Annotated in this window: 13 protein-coding genes; 4 read left to right on the top strand and 9 right to left on the bottom strand. The window is 70.7% G+C overall.

All coding sequences use genetic code 11. The features are described from left to right. Positions 1 to 302 precede the first annotated feature (302 nt). The 3 genes from ACWD3D_RS05395 to ACWD3D_RS05385 form a co-directional block, all read right to left on the bottom strand. Positions 303 to 869: a hypothetical protein gene (locus tag ACWD3D_RS05395; protein ID WP_451459592.1), complete on the bottom strand. Its 567-nt coding sequence runs from the start codon at positions 867 to 869 to the stop codon at positions 303 to 305. Between the two features lie 192 nt (positions 870 to 1,061). After that, a complete protein-coding gene (locus tag ACWD3D_RS05390) occupies positions 1,062 to 1,253 on the bottom strand; it encodes a hypothetical protein (protein ID WP_451459591.1) in 192 nt (63 codons plus the stop codon). A gap of 495 nt (positions 1,254 to 1,748) precedes the next feature. Next, positions 1,749 to 2,987, bottom strand: a complete 1,239-nt coding sequence (locus tag ACWD3D_RS05385; RefSeq protein ID WP_451459590.1) for a damage-control phosphatase ARMT1 family protein — start codon at positions 2,985 to 2,987, stop codon at positions 1,749 to 1,751. Between the two features lie 932 nt (positions 2,988 to 3,919). Here ACWD3D_RS05385 and ACWD3D_RS05380 point away from each other — a divergent pair. The 4 genes from ACWD3D_RS05380 (at position 3,920) to ACWD3D_RS05365 (ending at position 13,542) form a co-directional block, all read left to right on the top strand. Further along, positions 3,920 to 5,242 (top strand): MFS transporter, encoded by a 1,323-nt coding sequence (locus tag ACWD3D_RS05380; RefSeq protein WP_451459589.1) that lies wholly within the window; start codon positions 3,920 to 3,922, stop codon positions 5,240 to 5,242. A gap of 1,157 nt (positions 5,243 to 6,399) precedes the next feature. Then, positions 6,400 to 7,896: an endo-1,4-beta-xylanase gene (locus ACWD3D_RS05375; RefSeq protein ID WP_451459588.1), complete on the top strand. Its 1,497-nt coding sequence runs from the start codon at positions 6,400 to 6,402 to the stop codon at positions 7,894 to 7,896. 198 nt (positions 7,897 to 8,094) lie between these two features. After that, positions 8,095 to 10,851 (top strand): glycoside hydrolase family 48 protein, encoded by a 2,757-nt coding sequence (locus ACWD3D_RS05370; protein ID WP_451459594.1) that lies wholly within the window; start codon positions 8,095 to 8,097, stop codon positions 10,849 to 10,851. 288 nt (positions 10,852 to 11,139) lie between these two features. Continuing rightward, the gene (locus ACWD3D_RS05365; RefSeq protein WP_451459587.1) at positions 11,140 to 13,542 is read left to right on the top strand and encodes a glycoside hydrolase family 6 protein; all 2,403 of its coding nucleotides are present in this window, start codon (positions 11,140 to 11,142) and stop codon (positions 13,540 to 13,542) included. 161 nt (positions 13,543 to 13,703) lie between these two features. Here the strand turns inward: ACWD3D_RS05365 and ACWD3D_RS05360 are convergent, their stop codons facing one another. From ACWD3D_RS05360 to ACWD3D_RS05335, 6 genes are all read right to left on the bottom strand, one after another. Then, positions 13,704 to 14,540, bottom strand: coding sequence for a DUF429 domain-containing protein (locus tag ACWD3D_RS05360; RefSeq protein WP_451459586.1), 837 nt, complete (start codon positions 14,538 to 14,540; stop codon positions 13,704 to 13,706). 187 nt (positions 14,541 to 14,727) lie between these two features. Then, positions 14,728 to 18,228, bottom strand: coding sequence for a TIR-like protein FxsC (locus ACWD3D_RS05355; RefSeq protein WP_451459585.1), 3,501 nt, complete (start codon positions 18,226 to 18,228; stop codon positions 14,728 to 14,730). Then, positions 18,221 to 19,201, bottom strand: a complete 981-nt coding sequence (locus tag ACWD3D_RS05350; protein ID WP_451459584.1) for an AAA family ATPase — start codon at positions 19,199 to 19,201, stop codon at positions 18,221 to 18,223. Before ACWD3D_RS05350 ends, ACWD3D_RS05355 begins: the two co-directional genes overlap by 8 nt. Further along, positions 19,198 to 21,240, bottom strand: a complete 2,043-nt coding sequence (locus ACWD3D_RS05345; protein ID WP_451459583.1) for a vWA-MoxR associated conflict system protein — start codon at positions 21,238 to 21,240, stop codon at positions 19,198 to 19,200. Before ACWD3D_RS05345 ends, ACWD3D_RS05350 begins: the two co-directional genes overlap by 4 nt. Positions 21,241 to 21,251: 11 nt before the next feature. After that, on the bottom strand, positions 21,252 to 22,229 hold the full coding sequence (locus ACWD3D_RS05340) for a hypothetical protein (protein WP_451459582.1): 978 nt from the start codon (positions 22,227 to 22,229) through the stop codon (positions 21,252 to 21,254). A 238-nt stretch (positions 22,230 to 22,467) separates the two neighbouring features. Next, a complete protein-coding gene (locus ACWD3D_RS05335; RefSeq protein WP_451459581.1) occupies positions 22,468 to 23,886 on the bottom strand; it encodes a peptidase C39 family protein in 1,419 nt (472 codons plus the stop codon). Positions 23,887 to 24,052: the final 166 nt, after the last annotated feature.

Genomic DNA, 24,052 nt, shown 5'->3' with positions numbered 1-24,052 from the left:
GCACCCTCGGTGCTCCGAGGGTGCGGTGCCGCGCTGCACGTGGCGACGATCGTGGAGCAGCGCGACCGAGCGAGGGCCGAGCCAGTACCGCGGCGCCCAGGGGCTGCCAGGGCCGCCGACGCGGACGGGAGTCTCACCGGTTCGTTCTTTCCGCTCGCGAGCTGAACACGCCACCCCGGGCCCGTGCCACGGGTCGGGCCTCGGCCCGGTCGCGCGTGCGCCCGCACGTCCGCTGTCACACCCCGGCCGTGTGCCGCGCGCCGTGTGCCGCACGCCGTGTGCCGTACCGAGAACAATGACCGTCATATTCCCGGCAACGGCTCGCGTTCCCATGGATCTTTTCCGCACAGAATGGCTTCCTTGAGGTCGCGGTCATGAACGAAGCGACACCCGGCGTACCCGAGACCTCTGAACGTCCAGATTTCGGAAAGATCACGCTCGGCGTAGCGGCAGAGGAACTCCACCATCCCGCAGTCGAAATGCTCCCAGGAGTGGTACTGCCGCCGCGAGAGGACGACGGTCCATTTCTCGGGATCGACCGAATCGGTACGCCAGCAGAGCAGATCGGATTCGGTGGTCAGCCCCCAGGCGACCAACAGCTCGGGCTCGTCGTACTCCGACGCTTCCGCCGTCTCGAACGCATCGGCGGTTCGTCCCAGGATCGTCGCACCCACGTCCAGTGGATAGACCTCCTGCACCGGCGGCTCGACACCCAGGAAGTCGTCGAAGCAACCCTGCCCGTAAACCTCCATGAACAGGCGATAGTCGCTGGGAAACCCATGCGGGTGCGCCGCTTCGACAGATGCCCAGTCCACTTCGTTACCACCCTCGACCGGCGGGCGAACCAGGCCCGCCAGGTACTTCACCATGTCGCTGCTCGACCGCGTCACCGAGGTTCACCCTTCCTGCTTCCTGCACATTTGGACACCAGCACATCCCTCCGACGGGAATCTTCGGCCGGTCGGCCGGGAGACCAACAGATCCGCCCACGCCCCCGCCGGTCCCCTTCCATGGAGGCACAGAGCCGTCGGCAGGGGGAACAAGTCATCTGCGGGCTCCCCCTACTCCGTGAGTTCCCATGCGTACGGCCGGGCAGGCCACTCGGGCATCCAGTCGGTCTCGATCTCCCCCGCGAGCATGCGGGGGAACCACTCGCCGAACTCCATGTCGGTGTCGTACCAGTCCGCCCAGCCGGGGCCGAGAGAAGGCAGGGAGGCGTCCGTGGTGGAGGTGTTGTGGTTGCCCTCCCACACGCCACCGTGACAGCGAATGCACTCCGCCCACCCGGCCTTCCCCGACAGACCGCTCCGGAGCGGACCCGGCAGCCGATGCGAGGCGCGTCGACGTGATCGCGCAGGCTGTGACAGCAATGTGAAGCCGACCATGTGGAGCCGGCAAGATCACTTGTGTGAATCCGGGGCTGGATTTGGACAATCTTTGGGAGCAACACCTCACAGGACTCGTCCCGTTCACCTGCCGGTCGCGATGACCGGGCTGTTGCGGCTGACCGGCGGTTCCGGATGACCGGCGGTTCCGGTTGGCCGGCTGTTGCGGATGACCGGCTGTTGCGGATGACCGGCTGTTCCGGTTGACCGGCTGTTGCGGCTGACCGGCTGTTCCGGTTCTCACCCGGGATCGGGACTGACAGCCGAAGGGCTGTCGACGGTCCAGCGGGGCGTGCCCGGGAGAGGGCGCCGCGTGCCGCCCCCGGGCCGGCGGGCCGGGGGCGCCCGGAAGACCGTCCCGGGCTACGGCCGCACTTGGATCAGCGCATGGGTGCCGCTCGTACGCCAAGCGGCCCCGGACCGTTCGAGGGTGTCCAGCGATTCTGGCTCCAGGCCGACGACGACATCGGACTTCAGGGTCCGGAGCGCCGCCACGGCCCCGGGAAAGTACGCGGTGAGTGCGGCGAAGGGCACGGTCGCGTCCCACTGCCGGTCCCCCACCAGGCGCCGGTAGTTGAGGTCCCCCTTCAGGATGGTGAGCGCGGCACCCGCGAACTCCTGCCGCAGGTCCTCCGGCATCCCCTCGTACGCGAACGGGGTACAGAAGAACGGGTGGGTACGGACCTCCAAGCGGCCCGCGGCCATGGCCTTCCAGAGCCGTCCGCCGGTCCTGCCGGCTTCGCCGGGTGCCTCCACGAGACGGCGCAGGCAGTCGACCACGTCGGCGGTCATCGCGTCGGAGACGAAGTACGGGGACGGCTTGACGTGCAGCACGACCCGCTCGGCACATCCGTGTTCGAGGAGGTGGTCGACGAGGACGAGATCGGGAATCAGTTCACGTCCGGCGTTGTCGGCCACCACGGCCACGGTGGCCTTGCCCCCGACCGGCAGGAGCTGCCACAGCGTGGCGCTGTCGTCGGCCACCAGCGCCGGGGCGACGACGCCGCTCTCCGCCGGGGCGCCCGCCGAGGCCCGGAAGCCGAGGTCCGCGCGGTTTCCCCAGAGCGAGGCATGCAGGAGTGCCGCGCCCCGCTGATCGGCCGGGGCGCCCGCGAGCGTGTCCAGGGCCCGCAACTCTTCCGCCACAGCCTCGCCCCGCAGTTCGGCCCGCTTGAACGGTGCGAAGGGGTCGACTCCGCGCCACGGGCCCGTACCGAAGTACCCGACGGCGCCGAGGAGCCTGCGGTAGAAGTAGTTCTCCGCCCACAGAAAGGGGGCGCCGTACCAGGAGCCCCCGAAGTACTCCCGCCCCCAGGCGGCCCAGCGCTCCTGGTCAGGGCCATGGTCATCGTCGTGGTCCGTGGCAGGGAGTGGCCCGACGACATCGTCGGTGATCTCGGCCAGCAGCGCGTCGAGGGCCTCGTGCTGCCTGCGGCCGTACGGGAAGGCGTCCCGTACCTGCCGGATGAGGGCGGGGTGGCGCTCGGCCAGTACACCCCGGGCGAACGAGCCGGGCTCGTCGCTGCGGACGACCGGAGCGCGGACCGGGCTTGCGCCGCGAGCGGGCTCTTCGCCGCTCGCGCGGTGGATCTTCTCTGTCATGGTGCCCCAACCCTTCGGATGTCGCTCACATGACCATGATCCCCAACGCGACGGCTCCGGTCGCTCCAGCCCGCCGGTGGCTCCGGGGTGAGCGAGGGCATCGGGCCGTCGTGGCGCGGAATCCGAGCCCGACGACCGGCTCCCGACCCCGTCGGGTTCGGGTCACCGCGTTCAGGGACACCGCGTTCGATGGGCATGGTGTTCGGTGGGCGTGGAGTTCGAGGGCGTGGGGTTCGAGGGCGTGGGGTTCGAGGGCGTGGGGTTCGAGGGCATCGTCTGCGCCTTTACAGGGAACGCCCTACGGGGCGGCCTTTACCCGGGCATCCGTAGCCACCGTCGCCCGTTCCGCGATTCGCGGAGGCCGAAAGTGGCCGCGCATTCGCTCCCGCCGTCTCACCTGAGGTGCGCGGGGTGGCCCAGCCCGAGTGGGGCGTGCTACGTTTTTCGGATCCGACCAATTGACCTTCAGCGCAAGGGAGTTCGGGGCACTTCCAGCGCCTTCACTCCTATGGGTCTTCGTTGCCGTCAATTTCTTGGATCAATGGAATGCATGGGCGATTCCTTGCACCGCGTTCCTTGTCGCCCCGCTGTTCGTGGAACCCGTGACGGATACAGGAGCGCGATTCGTTGCAGGATCAGAAGGCTTTGACCCGCGTGTTGATCGGACATTCTGGGCGAGAGAGCCTTCGGGACGGATTGGCATCGATGTCGCCCGGAACCCGGCTCGACAACCGTGTGAGGACGTCGGCGGGACCGGCGACCACACCGCAGGCCGCCGCCGCGCCCACGCGAGTGGAGCGTCCGCTGCCGGCGGGGTCCGACGCCGACACCGCCGACACCGCCGACACCACACCGCCACGTACCCACGCCGACGCCCGGGCACGGCTTCTGCGGGAGCCGTGCCCGGCGATACGCCGAAAACCGGAGCCGTCATGTGCGCGCAGGACAACAGGATCGACCCTGCCGGTGAGGCGGGGTACGGGACGGAAGGTACGGGTCGGGGCCGACTGCAGCGGCGCACGGTGCGCACCCTGGCACTCACTCAGGTCGTGGCGGGCGTCGGCGTCGCGACCGGCTTCGGTGTCGCCACGTTGATGGCGGCGGACCTGGCCGGCTCCCCGGAGCTGGTCGGGCTGGAGCTGACCGCTTCGACACTGGGTTCCGCCGCCGCCGCGGCGGTCCTGGCCGCCGTCGCCCACCAGCACGGCCGACGGCGCGCACTGATGTCCGGGTACCTGGTGGGCGCGGTGGGAGCGACGGTGTGCGTGGCCGCCGCGCTGTCGGCGAACTTCTGGCTGTTCGTCCTGGGCATGGTTCTCTACGGAGCGGCCCAGGTGGCTGGATTGCAGGCCCGGTTCGCCGCCGGCGACCTGGCTACGGACAAGGACCGGGGTCGCGCGGTCTCGTTCGTGCTCTGGGCCTCGACGATCGGCACGATCACCGGCCCGAACCTGTCCGGCGCGGCAGCCGCCGTCGACCACGCCCTGGACATGCCCGATCTCTCGGGCAACTTCCTGTTCGCTCTGGTCGGATTCCTGACGGCGGTCGCCATGATCGGAATCTGGCTGCGGCCCGATCCGCTCCTGCATTCCCGGCAGGGACTCCGACCACCCGGCGAGCGGCCCAAAGCCCGCCGCATCGCCCCCGTCAGCACCTACGCGTCCCCCGACGCGAGGCTGAGCCTGGTGGCCCTGTCCACCAATCACCTCGTGATGGTGTCCCTGATGGCGATGACGATGCTGCACATCAGCCACTCGGGAATGTCGATGGGCTGGGTCGGACTCGCTTTCAGCCTGCACCTCACCGGGATGTCGGGGCTCTCTCCGGTCTTCGGTCGGCTGGCCGACCGCGTCGGACGTCCCACCACCCTGGTGGTCGGGCTGCTGCTCAGCCTCCTCTCGCTCCTGACGCTCGGTACGTCCCCGGCGACGGTGTCCTGGGCGTCCGCGCTGGGGCTGTTCCTGCTGGGTCTCGGCTGGTCGTGCGTCATGGTCACCGGCTCCGTGCTCCTGTCGGAGTCCGTGACCGCCGAACACCGGCTGCTGGCCCAGGGAGGCTCCGACACTTTGATGCTGCTGTGCGGAGCCCTGGGCAGCGCGTGCTCCGGCGTCGTCGTCGGCCACTACGGCTTCCCCGCGCTGAACGTCGCCGCCGCGATCGTCGTGCTGCCCGCACTCCTGCTCGCCCTGTCCTCGGTCAGGAACTCCCGGCGCGGCGACGGGAAGAGCGCCGCGGTGGAGGAACCCGCCGCCTGAGCGCTCGCGGGGCCGGGAACCGGCGGCCGGGGTGCCTTCCCCGTCGCCGGGTGGGGCGACTCCCGGTCGAGCGTCGTGCACGACGGGGCGCGCCGGGGTCGGATCGGTCCGGTGAGCCGCCTCCAGCCCCGACCGACGGTGATCCTCCCGCGCAACAGCGTCCAGGCTCAGCTTTGTTGTCGCAAACCCCGAGGAAGTCGCCGGGCGTCGCATCGGCCGAGCGGCGCCCCGCCAGGCGCAGCCGTGGCCGTCCACGAGGTTCGAGCCCCACGGCGGCCTGAGGGGACGCCGGTGTCCCGGGTAGGGGAACACCGTCCGTCGGCGCCGCACCCGATCGGCCAATGCCACGTCAACCAGGGGATACCGGTCGAGGAGCAGCGTCGGGTGCGGCCCCGGCGCGCGCCGGCCAGAAGCGCCCGTACCGGACGCGCCCCGGGCCTCCGGCCGGCCCGCGCGAGTGCGTGCCGGGAGGGCCCCCTTCCGGGCCCGGCGCCGTGCGACGGGTCTCGAAGAAGCCGGGTTTCGCAACGGCGAACATCGGCCATCGACGTCCGGGGAGCGGAGTCCGACATCTTCCGCACCGCCGAAAGGAACCCGCTCCAGCCGTCGCGAGCTCGGGCATCGCGCACCTCCCGGCGCGGACACGGCAGGGTGCGGCCCTCGTCGACACGGGCGCCCCGTCCCGTGTCGGCGGCCACGCACCGCAGCGCACCGCACCCGACGCGTTCGCCCCGCGCCCCGGGGAGTACCCGCCTGCCCACCGCCCGGCTCCTCGCCGCTCCGGTCGCACGGCACACCCCCTCGACGACCATCAGCCGGTCCCACAGGGACGCCCGTTCAACGTGTGGTCGCGTTAACACGCTCGTAAGGCAATTGTGATTCAGGTCTTGACAGGTGCGCATCACCACGCCACCTTGGGAGCGCTCCCACAGCCAGGAACCCGCACAGTCCACCCCATCCCTTTCTCCCCCAGCACCGGACGGAGAAAGGGCGTGCCGGGGCGCCGACGCGCCCCCGTCACGCTCCATGCTGCCCGGCAGAGGAAGGCGTTTGCCATGAGCTCGGTGAAGCGCTGCGGACACGGTCGTACCCGAGGGCTTTCGGCCCTCCCCAAGCACGTTGCGGAAGTCCCGCTTGCCCGGCGACGCCTGGCACGCATGCTCTCGACACCCGCCCTGGTGGGAGCCCTCACCCTCGCGTTCGCCCTGACGGGTGGGCCGGCCACCGCGGTCCAGCAGGGCACACTGCATGAACTCGCCACCGCCCAGGGCAAGTACTTCGGCTCCGCCACGGACAACCCCGAACTCGCCGACGCCGCGTACGCGGCAACCCTGGGCTCCGAATTCGGACAGATCACGCCCGGCAACTCGATGAAGTGGGACACCACCGAGCCGGTCCAGGGCCAGTTCAACTTCACCAAGGGCGACGTGATCACGGCTTTCGCGGCGCAGCACGACCAGACCGTGCGGGGCCACACCCTCGTCTGGCACAGCCAGTTGCCCAGTTGGGTCGGCGCTCTGCCGTCGGCGCAGGTCGAGGCGGCGATGACCCATCACATCACCGAGGAGGCAACGCACTACCGTGGCGCGGTCACCGCGTGGGACGTGGTGAACGAGCCGTTCAACGAGGACGGGACCTTCCGCACGAGTCCCTTCTACAACGCCATGGGCACCGACTACATCGCCACCGCCCTGCGCGCCGCCCATGCCGCGGACCCGGACGCCAAGCTGTACCTCAACGACTACAACATCGAAGGGCTCGGCGCGAAGAGCGACGCCATGTACGCCCTGGTGAGCGAACTGCTCGACGAGGGCGTACCGCTCGACGGAGTCGGGATGCAGGCACATCTGGCCGTCCAGTACGGCTTCCCGTACCAGATGCAGGCGAACATGAAGCGGTTCGCCGATCTCGGCCTCGACGTCGCCGTCACGGAACTCGACGTCCGCATGCAACTGCCGTCCGACGCGGCCAAGTCCGCCACTCAGTCCACGTACTACCAACAGGTGGTCGAGGCATGCCTGGCGGTCGAGCGCTGCGTCGGCATCACGGTCTGGGACTACACCGACAAGTACTCCTGGGTCCCGAGCACGTTCCCCGGCCAGGGCGCGGCCAATCTGTACGACGAGAACCTGCTGCCGAAGCCCGCCCACGCCGCCGTGCGCACGGCCCTGGGCGGGGACGACGGCGGACAGGGCGGCGAACCCGCGGCGCTCAAGGCGCAGTACCGCAACAGTGATTCATCGGTGGGCGACAACCAGATCAAACCCGGTCTCCAACTGGTGAACACCGGTGGTTCCGCTCTCGGCCTCACGGACGTGAAGGTCCGCTACTGGTTCACCGCCGGCAACGGAGCTTCCACTTACAACAGTTGGTGCGACTGGTCGCCGATCGGCTGCTCCACCGTAACCCACCGGGTGGTCGCCATGGACACCCCGGAAGCGGGCGCGGACCACTACCTCGAAGTCGGCTTCACCGGTGGCAGCCTCGCCCCGGGAGCCGCGACGGGCGAGATCCAGCTGCGGCTGAACAAGACGGACTGGTCCGTCTTCGACGAGTCGGACGACTACAGCCGGGGCACCGGCACCTCGTACGCGGACGCCCCGAAGATCGCCGTCTACGTGGGTGGCGAGCTGGTCTGGGGCATCGAGCCCTGACCGCCGGCCACACCGGCCACACGCCCCGCACCCCCGCACCCCCGCACCCCCGCACCCGCCCATCGCGGCCCCGTGCGACCCCCGAGCCCTCTCCCTTCACCCCCTTCCCCCCCAACGACACCCGCCAGCGGAGGATTTGTGTCGATTTCACGGAGAACATTCAGCGGCGCCCTGGGTGGCAGCGTCCTCGCCCTCGGTATGGCGCAGGGCATAGCCGTCGCCAAGCCCACGTCCCAGGCGGACGACGCCGGCACCAACGCCCTCGCGGCCACGACCGCAGCTGCGGCCACCGACCCGTACACCCAGGCGTTCCTGACCCAGTACGGCAAGATCAAGGCGTCCGCCAACGGCTACTTCAGCCCGGACGGCCTGCCGTACCACTCCGTCGAGACCCTGATGGTCGAGGCACCCGACCACGGTCACCAGACCACGTCGGAGGCCGTCAGTTTCTGGATGTGGCTGGAGGCCGCGTACGGCAGGGTCACCGGGGACTGGGCGCCCTTCAACGCGGCCTGGGCGGTGGCCGAGAAGACCATCATCCCGCAGCACGCGGACCAGTCGACCGCCGACTCCTACAACCCGTCGGCCCCCGCGACCTACGCTCCGGAACACCCGCTGCCGAGCGCCTACCCCTCCGCGCTCAACGGCACGGTCAAGTCCGGTGCGGACCCGCTCGCCACCGAACTCGCCGCGTCCTACGGAACGATGGACGTCTACGGCATGCACTGGCTGATGGACCTGGACAACGTCTACGGCTACGGAAACAAGCCGGGCACCGGCGGCGAGGCGGGGCCGGGCGCCGGCGCCTCCTTCATCAACACCTACCAGCGCGGTGCGCAGGAATCGGTGTGGGAGACGGTCCCGCAGCCCACCACCGACCTGTTCAAGTACGGCGGCCCCAACGGATATCTCGACCTCTTCGTGGGTGACTCCAGCTACGCGAAGCAGTGGAAGTACACCAACGCGCCGGACGCCGACGCCCGCGCGGTGCAGGCTGCCTACTGGGCGTACCGCTGGGCCACCGCCCAGGGCAAGGGGAGCGACGTCGCGGGTTCGCTCGCGAAGGCCGCCAAGATGGGCGACTACCTCCGCTACGCGATGTTCGACAAGTACTTCAAGCGGGTCGGCGACTGCACCGACCCGGCTTCCTGCCCGGCCGGCTCCGGCCGTGACTCCCAGCACTACCTGCTGTCCTGGTACTACGCCTGGGGCGGCGCCGCGGCGGGCAGCGGCGGCGGATGGGCCTGGCGCATCGGTGACAGCGCCTCCCACCAGGGCTACCAGAACCCGCTGGCGGCCTGGGCGCTGTCCAACGTACCGGCGCTGACCCCCAAGTCGGCGACGGCCAAGGGCGACTGGACCAAGAGCCTGACCCGGCAGCTGGAGTTCCTGACCTGGCTGCAGTCGAACGAGGGGGCGTTCGCGGGCGGCTGCACCAACAGCTGGGAAGGGAGCTACAGCAAGCCGCCGACCGGTACCCCGACCTTCTACGGCATGGCCTACGACTGGCAGCCGGTCTACCACGACCCGGCGAGCAACAACTGGTTCGGCTTCCAGGCGTGGGGCATGGAGCGCCTCGCGGCCTACTACCACGAGACGGGCAACGCGTCCGCGAAGGCCATACTGTCCAAGTGGGTCGCCTGGGCCTCGTCCGAGACGACGGTGGGCTCCGACGGCAGCTTCCGCTTCCCCTCCACGCTCAACTGGTCGGGCCAACCGGACACCTGGAACGCGGCTTCCCCCGGGACCAACGCGGGCCTGCACGTCACGGTGCTGGACTACGCCAACGACGTCGGTGTGGGCGCCGCGTACGTCAAGACGCTCACCTACTACGCCGCCAAGTCGGGCGACAAGAACGCGGCGGCGCTCGCCAAGGCGCTGCTGGACGCGATGGCGCTGAACGCCACCACCAAGGGCATCTCGGTGCCGGAGACCCGGCGCGACTACAACCGGTTCGACGACGAGGTGTACATCCCCGCCGGCTGGTCGGGCAAGATGCCGAACGGCGACCCGATCAAGCCGGGTTCGACCTTCATCTCCATCCGCAGCTGGTACAAGAACGACCCGGACTGGCCGAAGGTGCAGGCGTACCTGGACGGTGGCGCCGCGCCCACGTTCACCTACCACCGGTTCTGGGCGCAGGCGGCGCTCGCGCTGGCCTTCGCGATCTACGCGGAGCTGCTGGTGGCGGGTGGCACGCCGAGCGGGGACACCCAGGCGCCGACCGTCCCGGCCTCGCTCGCGGTGACCGCGACGACCGCCAACAGCGTCTCGCTCTCCTGGACCGCGTCGACCGACAACACCGCCGTGACCGGCTACGACGTGTACCGCAACGGGGTACTGGCGGGGAACGCCACCAGCACGACGTTCACCGACTCGGGTCTCGCCGCGGCCACCGCGTACAGCTACGCGGTCGCGGCCCGCGACGCCGCCGGCAACACCTCGGCACTGTCGGCCGCGGTCGCCGCCACCACGAAGTCGGGCGGCTCGACCGGCACCGGCGCGGTGAAGGTCCAGTACAAGAACACCGACTCCTCGGCCACCGACAACCAGATCAGGCTGGCCCTCCAGGTGGTCAACACCGGCAGCGCCCCGATCGACCTGTCGACGGTGAAGCTGCGGTACTGGTTCTCCTCCGACGGCGGGGCGAGCACCTTCGGCACCTACTGCGACTACGCCGCGCTCGGCTCGTCCAACATCACGCACTCGGTGGTCGCGGTCTCCAGTCCGAAGACGGGCGCCGAGCGCTATCTGGAGGTCGGCTTCACCGGCGGCGCGGGCACCCTGGCCGCCGGCGCGTCGACGGGCGAGCTCCAACTGCGCCTCAACAAGAGCGACTGGTCCAACTTCAGCGAGAGCGACGACTACAGCCGCGGCACCAACACCGCGTACGCCGACTCCGCGAAGGTCGGGGCCTACGTCGCCGGCGTCCTCGCCTGGGGCACCGCACCGTGACCCGCCGCCCCGCGAACCGCCGCACCGTGACCGGACGCTGACCGCGCCGGCCACCCCACCCACTCCCGATGGCGGGTCACCCACGCCCCGCGGAACCCGCCATCGGGCAGCACCACCCGTCCCCCACGACACCACCGTCCCCCACGACGCACGGCAGGCCCCGCCACCGGACGGCGGAGACCTGACGGGAGCGAGGAAGCCCTGACCCGGCCACCCGCTCCCGGTCCGCACCCCCGAAACCGCCCGCGGCGAACACCCGCGGGCGTACGAAAGGAACACAGAGCCGCAATGAGTACCAGAGGCACCATCATGCGCGGGCTGCGCCGGAGACTGGCCGCAGTCTCCGCCCTGGCCATGGGCGCGGCGCTGGCCGTCGCCCTCCCCAGTCCCGCCTCGGCCGCGGCCACGGCCCGGGTCGACAACCCCTACGTGGGCGCCACGGCCTACGTGAACCCCGACTGGTCCGCGAAGGCCGCGGCCGAACCGGGCGGCGCCGCCATCGCCAACACCCCCGCCTTCGTCTGGATGGACCGCATCGCGGCCATCGCGGGCTCTTCCGAGGCGAGGGGCCTGCGCGCGCACCTCGACACGGCACTGGCCCAGGGCGCGAACCTGTTCCAGGTCGTCATCTACGACCTGCCGGGACGCGACTGCGCCGCGCTGGCGTCCAACGGTGAGCTCGGTCCCACGGAGCTCGGCCGCTACGAGAGCGAGTACATCGACCCGATCGCCGCGATCCTCGCCGACCCGGCGTACGCGAACCTGCGCATCGTCACGATCATCGAGCCCGACTCGCTGCCGAACCTGGTCACCAACGCGGGCGGCACGGCCGGTTCGACCGACGCCTGCGCGACGATGAAGGCGAACGGCAACTACGAGAAGGGCGTCGGCTACGCGCTGCACACCCTGGGCGCCATTCCCAACGTCTACAACTACATCGACGCCGCGCACCACGGCTGGCTCGGCTGGGACAGCAACATGAGCCCGGCCGCCGCGGAGTTCAAGAAGGCCGCGACGTCCGAGGGCGCGACGGTCAACGACGTCACGGGCTTCATCGTCAACACGGCCAACTACTCGGCTCTCAAGGAGCCGAACTTCAAGGTCACCGACTCGGTGAACGGCACGACCGTGCGCCAGTCCAAGTGGGTCGACTGGAACTACTACGTCGACGAGCTGTCGTTCGCCCAGGCGCTGCGTACCCTGCTGGTGAGCCAGGGCTTCAACTCCAACATCGGCATGCTGATCGACACGGCCCGCAACGGCTGGGGCGGCTCCGCGCGGCCCACCTCCGCCGGTCCGCTGACGACCGTGGACACCTACGTGGACGGCGGCCGGGTCGACCGCCGCATCCACGCGGGCAACTGGTGCAACCAGAGCGGAGCCGGCATCGGCGAGCGTCCCACCGCCGCCCCGGAGACCGGTATCGACGCCTACGTCTGGGCCAAGCCCCCGGGGGAGTCGGACGGCAACAGCGCCCCCATCGCCAACGACGAGGGCAAGGGCTTCGACCGGATGTGCGACCCCACGTACACCGGTAACGGCCGCAACGGCAACAGCTTGACCGGCGCCCTGGCGAACTCCCCGCTCGCGGGCCACTGGTTCTCCGCGCAGTTCCAGGAGCTCGTGCGCAACGCCTACCCGCCGATCACCGGCGGCGGCACCACCGACACCACCGCCCCGACCGCCCCGACCGGCCTGACCTCGACGGCGAAGACCAGCAGCAGCGTCTCGCTCTCCTGGACCGCGTCGACCGACAACACCGCCGTCACCGGCTACGACATCTTCCGCGCCGGAGTGAAGGTGGGCTCCTCCACCACCACCTCCTACACGGACACCGGCCTGACCGCCTCGACCGCCTACAGCTACACCGTCAAGGCCAAGGACGCCGCCGGCAACGTCTCGTCGGCCTCCAGCGCCCTCTCCGTCACCACCTCCGCGAGCGGCGGCACCACCGACACCACGGCGCCCACCGCCCCGACCGGCCTGACGTCCACGGCGAAGACCAGCAGCAGCGTCTCGCTCTCCTGGACCGCGTCCACGGACAACGTCGCCGTCACCGGCTACGACATCTTCCGCGCCGGAGTGAAGGTGGGCTCCTCCACCACCACCTCCTACACGGACACCGGCCTGACCGCCTCGACCGCCTACAGCTACACCGTCAAGGCCAAGGACGCCGCCGGCAACGTCTCGTCGGCCTCCAGCGCCCTCTCCGTCACCACCTCCGCGAGCGGCGGCACCGGGACGGGCACGGTCAAGGTCCAGTACAAGAGCACGGACTCCTCCGCCACCGACAACCAGATCCGGATGTCCCTCCAGCTGGTCAACACCGGCAGCGCCGCGGTGAACCTGTCCACCGTGAAGCTGCGCTACTGGTTCACCCCCGACGGTGGGGCCTCCACCTTCGGCACCGCGTGCGACTACGCGGTCGTCGGCTGCGGAACCGTGACCCTCGGTGTGACGGGCGGCGGTTCGGCGACCGGCGCCAGCCACTACCTGGAGGTCGGCTTCGGCAGCGGCACCCTGGCCGCCGGCGCCTCCACCGGTGAGATCCAGCTCCGGATCAACAAGAGCGACTGGTCCAACTTCAGCGAGGCGGACGACTACAGCCGCGGCACCAACACCTCCTTCGCGGACGCGTCGAAGATCGGCGCGTACGTGGGCGGCACCCTCTCCTGGGGCACCGCTCCCTGATCCCGCGGCCCACTCCCCCACCGCTCTTCCGACGCGGTGACGGGTCCCGGGCCCGGGTCCGATCCCCTGCGCACCGCCCCCCAGCCGGACGACCGGCGGGGGGCGGTGTCATGTCGTCGAGGCTCAGCTCCTCGACGAGGAGCAGTCGAGGGAGCGCCCGGTCAGGGAATCGCCCCGTCGCGCAGGGCGGCGAGCGGAAGGTCCCGTCTGGGCAGATGCATCCACCCCTCCACCGCGCCCATGGCGTTCTCCTCGTCGGTGGCGGGCTGATGGGTCATCCCGCACGCCGCGGCCCGTGCGACGACTGCCGAGATCAGCGCGTCCAGGTCGTGGTCGCTGCGCGTGCACCGGTCCCGCACCCGCTCGCCGATGTCGAGGCCCAGGCCGTCGACGAGCCCGGCAAGGATCTGCGCCCTCGCAGCGAGAGCGGCAGGCTTGCGGCTCTTGTAACTGACCTTGCTCGCGAGCCCCCACTGCACCAGGGCGAACGCCGGATAAACCTCCGCGACGGAGCCGGAGCCGTCCCGCGGAACGGCGGGACCGCCCCCGGCCAGTCGTTCCAGGAGGTCCACCGCGCGCATGGCGACGACGCCCAGCTTGTCGGCCGCGACCGAGAGGGGGCGCCGCTCGCCCGCACCGGTGCGCTTCCATGCCACGTCGTCGGTCAGACGATGGGTGAACCGGCCCAGCCCCTGGCGCCCGTCGGCCAGCGGCAGGTAGCGGGTCCGCACGGGCAGCCTCGTTCCTGCCTGGTGGGCGTTGAGCAGGGAGGTGAACGCCACCGGCCAGCCGATGGGAGAGTCCAGGCCGGTCTTGTCGGCGGTCCGCATCGCCGCCAGCAGGTCTTCGTCGTTCCTCGTGTCCAGGATCTCGACGACCGGCTTCCGCGCCCAGGTGATACGGCAGGCGCCCGTCGTCCCGGTGTAGCCGGCCAGGTCGATGCCCACCGTCACCATGGGCGGGTCCCCCACGGTCTCTTCCTGTTCGCCCGTCACCATGTCCTGCTCCTCGCTTCCCGGGCGCCGGTTTCTCCGGTGCCACCGCCCATGCCGGATTCCTGGTCCACGCCCCCGCTGCACGGGCCGCCCGTCCGGCGACTCGACGACGCGCGGGGCGCACAGGGCGCGGGCCCCGCCGTCGGGCGACCGCCCGAACTCCCGCCCGGCCCGAGGCCGGACGGAGCTGTCAGTCCGTCGGCGGGTGGGACGTCGTGTGCAGCCGGTGCGCCTGGGCAGCCGCCTCGACCATCTGGGGAAGGACCTGTCCGAACGCTTCCATAGTGGGTACCCCTTGAACCGCCGCATCCGCGAGAAGCCGTCCCTGCCGCAGGGTGACGGGCATGGTCCGCTCGAGCAACTCGGTCAGTTCCACCTCGGCCGCCCGGCTCCGGGCATCTTCCCGGTTCCAGGGCACGACCACCGCCGTCCAGGGCCGGCTCTCCCTGTCGAAGGCGGCGAGCCTGCGCCTGCGGTCCTCGTCCTGAAGAGCCCAGCGGTCGATGAGGAGGATCTCCGGGCCGTCAGGGATTCGCCCCCTCCCCTGGGATCCGGAGTCCAGGTCGAACGAGGTGCTGACGGCTTCGTACCCGAGCGAGCGCACCAGTTCCTCGGTGACGTGTACCAGCGGACGCGCGGATGCCGGGTAATAGGGATTCCAGTCCTCGGCACTGGCTCCGTAGCAATCCGGTCCACGCCCCACGGGCAGATCACGAAGAGTGGGTGCGACCACGGTGAGCTTGACGGGCCTGCCGTCCTCCGAATCGCTCCGCGATCCGAAGGCACTGGGAAGGAGGCGGAGGTCCGGCACCACCCTGCTGGGTTCCAAGCCCCCGGTCTCGGCGACGGTCACAATGCGTTTGGCCAGCTCGTACACCGCACGTTCGTACTCCTCGGCGAAGAGCCTGAGTTTGATCAGCCCAAATAGTCCGTCAGTGACATAGCGCTCTCCGAAATCCCGATGAGCGAATTGCAACCGCTCCACCACGCGGGGGAGTTGACCGAATTCCACCGGAACCCAGAGCGCGGGAACAATGGCCTCCACGGGCTGATTCGACCGGGCGCGGTGATGGATGGTTCGCTGCTCGAAGGCATGCCACTCCTTGCCGCACATCTCACTGGCGACGTAGCGCGGCGAGATCAGCGGGACGAAAACCCGGCAGTCGGCCAGCATCTCGCCCAGCCGGTCCGGAGGCCAGATCTCGCCCGGCCGTGTCTGCCGGTCCATGAAACCGGGGGACGTACCGGCGGGCAGTCCCGTCATGGCCATCACATGGCCGCACAGATCAGCGAAGAGCCGCTCAACCCATATGTCCGGCTCCCCACCGCCATACCTCGGGGTACGCGCGTAGCTCAGGAAGAAGTAGGGCGACACCCCGCGACGGGTCCTCCCGCTGCGGAGGTCCGGGGCGGCGGGGCCGGAGCGGACGGCGGGCGCGTCCGCCTCGGGGTCAGGACCGGCGCCCGGCCCCGATGGCGGTTCGGCGGGGCTCGCGTCCGGCAGGACAGCGGCCGTCCCCGCGGGCTCCGGGGTGCCGTACCGGTCCTCTCCGGGAATCTCCTCAGGGGCGGCCGGCATCCGCTCACGGACGGTGGTGGCCTCTTCGAAGCGACCTGCCCGGCGGTAGAAGGCAACCAGGTCCGCGCGCGCGGTGACGGTGTCGGGATGATCGTCGCCGAGAACTCTCTCCCGGTCGGCCAGTACCCGTACCTCCATGGCGATGGCCTCTTCGACCCGGCCCGCCTCGTAGTAGGACGTGGCGAGGTCGGCGCGCGCGCTGAACGTATCGGGATGGTGGGGGCCGAGAGCCGCCTCGAAGTCGGCCAGCACCCGCTCCCGGATGACGGCTGCCTCTTCGACCCGGCCCGCCTCGTAGTAGGACGTGGCGAGACTGGCGCGCGCCGAGACGGTGTCGGGGTGACGCTCCCCGAGAAGTCGCACGTGGTCGGCGGCGAGTGACTCCAGGAGCCGGATCTTGACGAGCCAGTCCTGCGGCGGGGCGTCCAACACCTCCCGGAGGCGTTCCCGCAAGACCGCGGCGCTGGAGACCGGCTCGGGCGGTACGAGAGTCTCCGACGGCTCGGGCACCGCGACCCTGTCGGGAACCTGTGCGGGAGGAAGCGGAGCCGGGACCCCCGGAATGGTGACACCCAGCTGCCGGAGTACGGAGTCGGCCGCTTCCGCGAAGGGGACCAGGGCCGAGGGCAGAGGCGTACCGGTGGCGGTCTGCACGACGGCGGCGAAGCCGTCCGGGGTCCAGGGACGGCTGGCGATGTGCCGGGTGAGAGCCTGGTGGGTACGCCACGCGGTCTGTCGCGTCAGCTTCCGGCGCAGGTGGTCCAGGGCTTCGGGGCGGAAGGTGTACAGATCGTCCGCTTCCGGATCGCGCTGGACGGTGCAGAGGTCGGCGGTGATGAGCTCGGCGAAGTCGTCCAAGCGGGCTTCGGGAACGGCCTGTTCACGCAGTGCGTGGAGAATCGGGAGCGTGAAGGTGTCGAGGGCCGCGGCGTGGATGGCGAGCCGGGTGGCCGGCGTCCGGGCGGTCCGGAGAAAAGCCTCGGCTTTCGCGCCCGCGCCAGGAGCGGGGGCAGCGGCCCCGCGGGCCGAGGTCCGACGAGCTCGTTGGGGCGGGCGCCCGGTGTCCGGGACCAGGACGGCCGTGCAACCCTCCGGATCGCCGCGCATCAGAGTCCGGGCCCACCGCCGGAGATCTTCCGGGTCGGTTCCGAGAACCGGGACGGCACGCCAGGAGCGGATGCCGCTCTCCCGGCGGAAGCGACGCGGCTGCCCAGGTTCGTAGCGCCAGGTTCCGCTGGGAGCCACGGGCGCCGGCGCGGTCGTGACCGTGAGCGGCAGGTCCATGGCCGTCCGGTGCCAGAGCCGGGACGGGAGCGGGTTGAAGAGAGCGATGCTCGTCGTCCCGCTCCAGAGGTAGATCTGTTTCCATACCGCCGCGCTGCGCCAGCCCGGTGCCGCGCAGTCGCTGAGGACGAGCATCACCCGTCGTCCCGGCTGGCCTTCGCGGCGTCCGGCCTGACCTGCCGGGACCAGTGCGCCGCGTTGGTCGTGGAGCACCGGTTCGGTGCCGTTCCAGGTCAGGTGCCAGGTGTTCAGCGTGCGGAGCGCGCCGAGCGAGCGCAGGATCCGGTTCAGTCCGTCCGCTGCCGGGTCCCAGACGCCCATGCTGGTGCTGCGGTCCAGCACGACGGTGACGTCCAGCCATCGTTCCGGCATCGGCACGAGGTGGGGGACGAGCAGACCGGTGCGTGCGTAGTCCTCGGCCGTCGCGTCGACGTTCAGCTCCGTCCGGTGCCCGTGCAGCCAGCGCCGCCGTAGCGGGCGCAGCGCCCGTCCGATGGACAGCGCCTGGGGCAGTGCCGCGGCCTGCCCCAGGGTCAGGCGTACGCCCGGATGGATCTCTCCGGTGGCTGGGCCGTAGGTGGAGACACCGTGTCCGCCCGTCGTCGGCCGGACGCGCGGTGGGTCCGTCGTCGGCGGGGAGTCGTGCTGCCGGGATCCGGGAGGCGCGTTCCCGGGGTCGGTGTCGTTCGCCGGGTACTCGGACGCCCCGGTACCTCCCGTGAACCCCGCCGCGGCGAGCAGCACGGCGTCCGCCAGCTCTTCGGCCGTCATCCCGAGCCGGGCGGCGAGTGCGCCGAGCCGGCCGAACGGCTCCGGTGGTTCAGTCACGGCCCAGGCCCTGGAGCAGCAGCTCGGTCAGGTCCCTCCTCTGCTGTTCGGGTATGGGCTGCCCGATGAGGTGGACGGCGTTGAGGAGTTGATCGACGGCCAGGTGCTCGCCGCCCGCCAGCCGTCCGGCGAAACCGGCGATCAGCTCCTGGATGCCCGTCGTCAGTTGCGCCCCCTCTCCGTCGGGGCCGCTCAGATGGGCGGCGACGATCCCGGTGAGGCTCTCCTCCGTCATCACGGGCATCGAGTACCGGATGCAGCGGCGGCGGAAGGGGGGCGGGAAATCCCGTTCGCCGTTGCTGGTCATGACGATCAGGGGGAAGAGCGTGCAGGGGACGACTCCGTCCACGACGTCCACGGTCGCGGTGTCGTCGTACAACCGCACCGGGACCCGCTTGCGGTGATGGCGGGACAGTTCCGGAATCTCGAACCTTCCGCGCTCCAGGATGTCCAGGAGGTCACTGGGCAGGTCGAGGTCGCTCTTGTCGATCTCGTCGATCAAGAGGGCGCGCGGCCGGCCGACCGCGGCGAACGCGGTGCCCAGGGGGCCGAGCCTCAGGAACGGTGCGATGTCGTCGCCGCGTTGCTGTCGCCCCCGTCGCGCCGGCCGGGGGCGCGCGGGGGCCGCCGCGTTGCGCAGGTTCTGCGCGTGGATGCGGCCCAGGGCGTCGTAGCGGTACAGCGCCTCGGTCAGAGTGCTGCGCGAGGTGATGTGCCAGTGCAGTTCTCGCCCGAGTCCCACCTCGTGGGCCACGTGCTTGATCAGCGTGGACTTGCCGGAGCCGGCCGGCCCGGTGAGCAGAAGCGGGCGGTGCAGCAGGAGCGCCGCGTTGATGGCGTCGACGAGTCCGGGATCGGGCCGGTACGGAACGCCTTCGGGTGCGCCCTGCCCCGGTATGCGCCACGGGGGAGGCGGTGGGAGCGCCGGTTCGCGCGCGACGCCGTCGCCCCGGTAGTAAGGACTCCAGGTCATGACGTCTCCTCTTCGGGGCTGCTCAGGGGTGTCTCGAACAGGCGGCAGAACGTGAGCCATTGGCGGTCGTGCCACACCCTTCGCACCTGCCGCAGGCCTTCCGGCCCCCGGTCGGCGGGTTCGCTCGCACGGCTCGTGTGCCAGTCCTGTTCGTTCTGGATCTTGTGCCACATTCCGTCGACGGTGGCACGGAATCGCCCGGGTGCGATGGCTGTGCTCCCGGGCCAGATCAGGATGGGGGTGTACGCGGCGAGGGCCGTCAGTGTCGCGTCGCATCCGTCGGGGCGTTGCTCCAGCGCCCAGGGCCGGCCCGGCTCCGCGGCCAGCCGGTCCGCGAGACCGTCCAGGTCCGCCATGTCGGCGAGGCCGAGCCAGGAGAGCTCCGTGTGGCCCGCCTCGATCGCGTCGAGTACTTCCTCGGCGAGATCGTTCAGCTCGAAGGCGTCCCACTCCGCCCATTCGTCCCGCACGATCGAGCTGTTCCACCGCAGCGTGACCCGGTGCGCGATACCCAGTCTCTGCAGCCCGGTGCGGGCTTCTTCCGGGTGCCACTGTGCCAGTGCCCGGCCGCAGGCGGCGATGTCTATGTGCATGAGGCGCTCGTCCGCGGGCAGGCGACCGCGGGACCATCTGATCGCCGTCTTGATGACTGCGGTCAGTCCGGCTTCGTCGCGGGAGGGCGCGTCGAACTCGTTCGATCCCAGCGTCTCGCCTCCCTGGAGCACCCAGGCGTGCAGACGCCTCGGCCATTCCAGGCCGCCTTCACCGCTGCCGCGGTTTCTGCCGGGGATGGAGGGGATTCCCAGCACGAGGCGGGTCCGGGCGGACTGGTCCGCCTGCTGGAACTCCTTGTGGGCGTCCTTGTAGGAGACGACGTCGGCGTGGCCGGCGATCCACTCGGCCAGTTCCACCGGAGGTACGGTCTCCGCCTCGACCACGAGCGCGGCGACCAGCCGCCCGAGCGAGGAATGCCTGTGCGCGGACCGCACGTAGGGGCTGCCTTCCAGGACCGCGTGTTCGACCAGGTCACGCAGGCTGGGTTCGCTCACCAGACCTGCGGGAAACCCGGCCCGCCCGGCCGCCTTGCGCAGCACGTTCGTGTGCATGGCGTCCGGGAGGTGTTTCCTCAGGATGCGGACGGTCTTCTCGCATTCCCGCAGACCCGACTCGATCTCCTCGGCCCACGCCTTCTGGGCCGGGGGGCGCTCGGCCCCGGCGGAGGAGAGGAGGGCGGTCAGCGAGGCATGGCTCCATCGGGTGGGCCTGCTCGCCCATCCCTCGGTGGCCTCGTCGAGCAACCGGGCGGCCACCGGTCCGATCCCGGAGCCGGACCCGTACGAAGCGCGTCTGTTGTGGGACAGCCACAGCGCGCTCTCGGCGAAGTCGTACTGGTCGAACACCGAGCGGCCGATGGTCTGGCCGACGTCTCGTTTCAGCACCTCCGCGCGGACGGCGCTCATCAAGTCGTCGTCGACCAGCAGGTACGGGCCACGGTCGTCCAGCCCGCGCCGGATCACCGCGGCCAGCGCGAGGGAGAGATTCATACCGAACGCGTCCTGGTTGGCGGCCGCGGCCATGACGACGGCGAGCCGCACCTGCCCGTCCCTGACCCCGCTGGCCAGGACGTCGGGGGAAGGAGGGGCCGCACCGCCGTGGCAGGTGTCGATGAGGGCGATCACCCCCTCCGTGTCGTTGGCCGCCTCCCCGAGGAGGCCCGGCACGTCCACGGCTGATCCCGAGGAGGTCTCCGTGGAGTCCCGGACCATGAACCGCAGCCCGGGGGAAACGAACCCGTGACCGAGCAGAGCAACGATCAGGACTCCACCGTCCCGCCGCGCACGGGCGGCGGCCGCGTGGACGGCCCGCCTCACGTCCTCGGCCGACGGCGGGTCGATCAGGAGCGAGTCGTCGGTCGGTTCGGCCCCGCCCAGGTCGGGATCGGTCAGGACGCGGTGCAGTGCTCTGGCTGCCGGCTCCAGCTTCTCCAGGACGGGCATGGTCGCGCACTGGGAGGCGACCACGATCGCGTGACGGGCCATCGAGGGCCCTGTCAGAGGTTCTTCAGAGTCTCGGCGACGGGCCCCGCGACGTTCTTGTGCGTGAGGTACTTCGTCGCTGTGTGGGTCCAGAGCCCGTGCGAGTCGACGGGTGCGGTCACCGGTACCACACCCGCCGCGTTGGCTTCCATCCAGCGCTCCAGGCGTGGGCGTGCCACCACGATGTCGTCCCTGTCCCAGAAGTTGAGCCAGCGCTCCACACCGGGCGGCGTCCGAGGCGGCCGGGGCATCAGCCGTTGAAGCACCACGGCACCCATGGCCAGGGGTGAGCCCAAGGTGAGCCACAGTGCTACAGGTCCCTCGTACAGGTGCAACGCCTCGTAGGCGACGACGGTCCCGAGGGAGTGCGAGATCACGATCAGTGGCCTGGTCGGGTCGAGACCGTCGAGCACGCGCTCGCGGATGCGCACGTCGAGGCCGAGCCCTTCGCCGTCCGGCTCCTTGCGTCCGAGGTACCGGCCCACCTGGGAGAGAACCGGCAGCAGCTGGATTCCGCTGGTCCACTGCGATGCCTGACGCAGGCCGGGGAGCTGGAGCAGGGTCGTCAGTGCGTTGCCCGCCCGCCGGACCACCGCGAGCGTGCCCTGAGCCTGCACCGTCTCCGGCTCGGCGGCGGCCCGGATCTTCGCACGGGTGCTCGCGATGATCTGGACCGATCGCGAGTCGTTGACCAACTCGGCCTGGAGGGCGAGCTCTTGGGTCAGCTCGTCCAGGAATTCCAGCAGCAGGGGCAGCTCCTCGTCGGAGATTTCGCCGGCACCCCCTTGGGCGCCCGCCCGGTAGAAGAGATCGCTGTAGTTCGCGAAGCGGGTCTCCGCGGCCCAGGACCGGGTGAGCCCCGACACCAGGTCCGCGTGGCCTGCCGCCCTGGCCCCGTTCGCGAGGGCCGTGGACCACTCCCGCGCTTCCACGTCCGAGGTTCGCACCGAGCCGATGCCGTGTATGAAGAGCAACTGCGGTTTTCCGGACATGGTCCCGCCCCCCGACGATCAGCCGCATTTCCGAGGGCACACATTCTACGGAGCGGGCACCGGCCCGCAGCCGAACCGCCGATTCTGCGAACTCAGCCGCCATACGGGACAGTTGCCCGCGGCCGGACGGCGCCGCGCCACCCCCGCGGCCCGGCTGCGGCCGGGAACCCGGCCGCCGGGTCGCGGAGGTAGCCGCCGGCTCACACCAGCCCGAAGGCCGGGCGCCGGCCCTACCGGCTCACACCAGCCCGAACGACCTCAGCACCCGGTGCTGCGCCGCGGTCGGGTCGGTCGGCCAGTAGAGGTAGCAGACCCCGCCCGTACCGCCGCGCACGTTGCCACTCGCGTCGTACCGCTTGGTGCGCAGCCAGATCTGCTCCCACTCGGCGCGCGCGTACACGCGGCGCACCGCGTCGTCGTCCTTCGAGGCGGGGTCGTTGGCGATGACGTCGCCTGTTTCGGTGAAGCCGATCACCGTCATCAGGTGGCCCGAGGTGCCGTAACCGGCCCCCGTCAGCTCCTCCTTGAGGAAGGACTGCGAGGTGATGACCGGGATGCCGGCCCGGACGAGCGTCTCCACGTCGGTGAGGGAGCCGAGCCTGGTCACGGCGGCGGACATGTCCCGGTAGGTGGCGGCGTAGGCGGCGTTGAAGGGCCAGTTGCCGCAGCCCTCGTACTGGTAGTCGAAGGTGTAGCGCGCCGCGTGGCAGATCTGGGGGTCGGGGAGGCCGGGCTTGACCCAGGCGAGCTGCTCGGCCGTGGGTTTGCGGCCCCAGTACTCGATGATCATCTGCGAGGAGGTGGGGCTGCACCACGCCTCGCCGCCGTTGTCGTACTCGGGGTACTGCCCCGCGTGGAGGTTCTGCGAATAGCGCGGCACCGCGAGTTCGTGGCCCCGGCCCTCGCCGGGGGTGCTCGCGGGGGCGGTGAAGCGGTCCGGGACGTCGGAGGCCATCGCGCCGACGCGCCACACCGTCGGGGTGAGGCGCGTGCCGGGCGTGCGGTGGAGGGTGAGGCGGAGCCGGTAGTGCGTCAGGCGCAGGCCGCTCGCCGCGTCGTCGACGGAGAAGGTGTCGGTCCAGACGGAGCTTTTCCCGTCGGTCTGGTCGTCCACCGAGGTGCGGCGGATGTCCTGGTCGCCCGCCGCCCAGCGGCCCATCACGTACCAGGGGGTGTCGGTGCCGTCCGAGTAGCGGCCGAGCAGTTCGATCTGGATCCAGGTGCCGGCCGGGGTGTCGGCGTTCCAGGAGGCGATGACCTCGGTGGCCGGTACGGCGCTGCGGTGGGCCGGCGAGGTCCAGGTCGCGTACTCCCACGCGGTGGTCGTTCCGGTGTGCGGGTCGGTGTGGTCGGCGGTTCCGGCGGGGACGGCGATGACCAGGCCGGGCCTGCGGCCGGCGACCGCCCGGGTCCCGGTGGCGGAGCCGGAGCGCCAGTCGGTGTACGTCGTCCAGAAGCGGTTGTCCACAGCGGTGTCCGGGGCTTTGGAGGGGACTGCCGGACGGCGCGCGGGGGCGGGCGCGGCGGAGGCCGGCCCGATGGAGGTCACCGCGGATGCGGCAGCCACGGCCGCGATGGCCGCGAGGACGGCCCTGCGGCCGTGCGGTCCGGTGACGGGGTCGTGCGGTCCGGTCATGGGGGTGTGCGGTCCGGTCATGGGGGACTCCCGAGTCGTTGGCGGACGAGGGTGTACAAGCGGGTGCGGAGCGCGGGTGGGGACGCGTGTACGGCGTGCGTGTTCGACGTCGATCAGTGGGCCAACTATCGCGGGTCCCGGCCTCGCCGGGCCAGTGATTCGCCCCGCGCGGACGGAGCAACATTGG

Source organism: Streptomyces sp. NPDC002690 (assembly GCF_053592415.1).
Note: the sequence above shows the minus strand (reverse complement) of the source record. Positions and strands in the feature narration are given on the sequence as shown.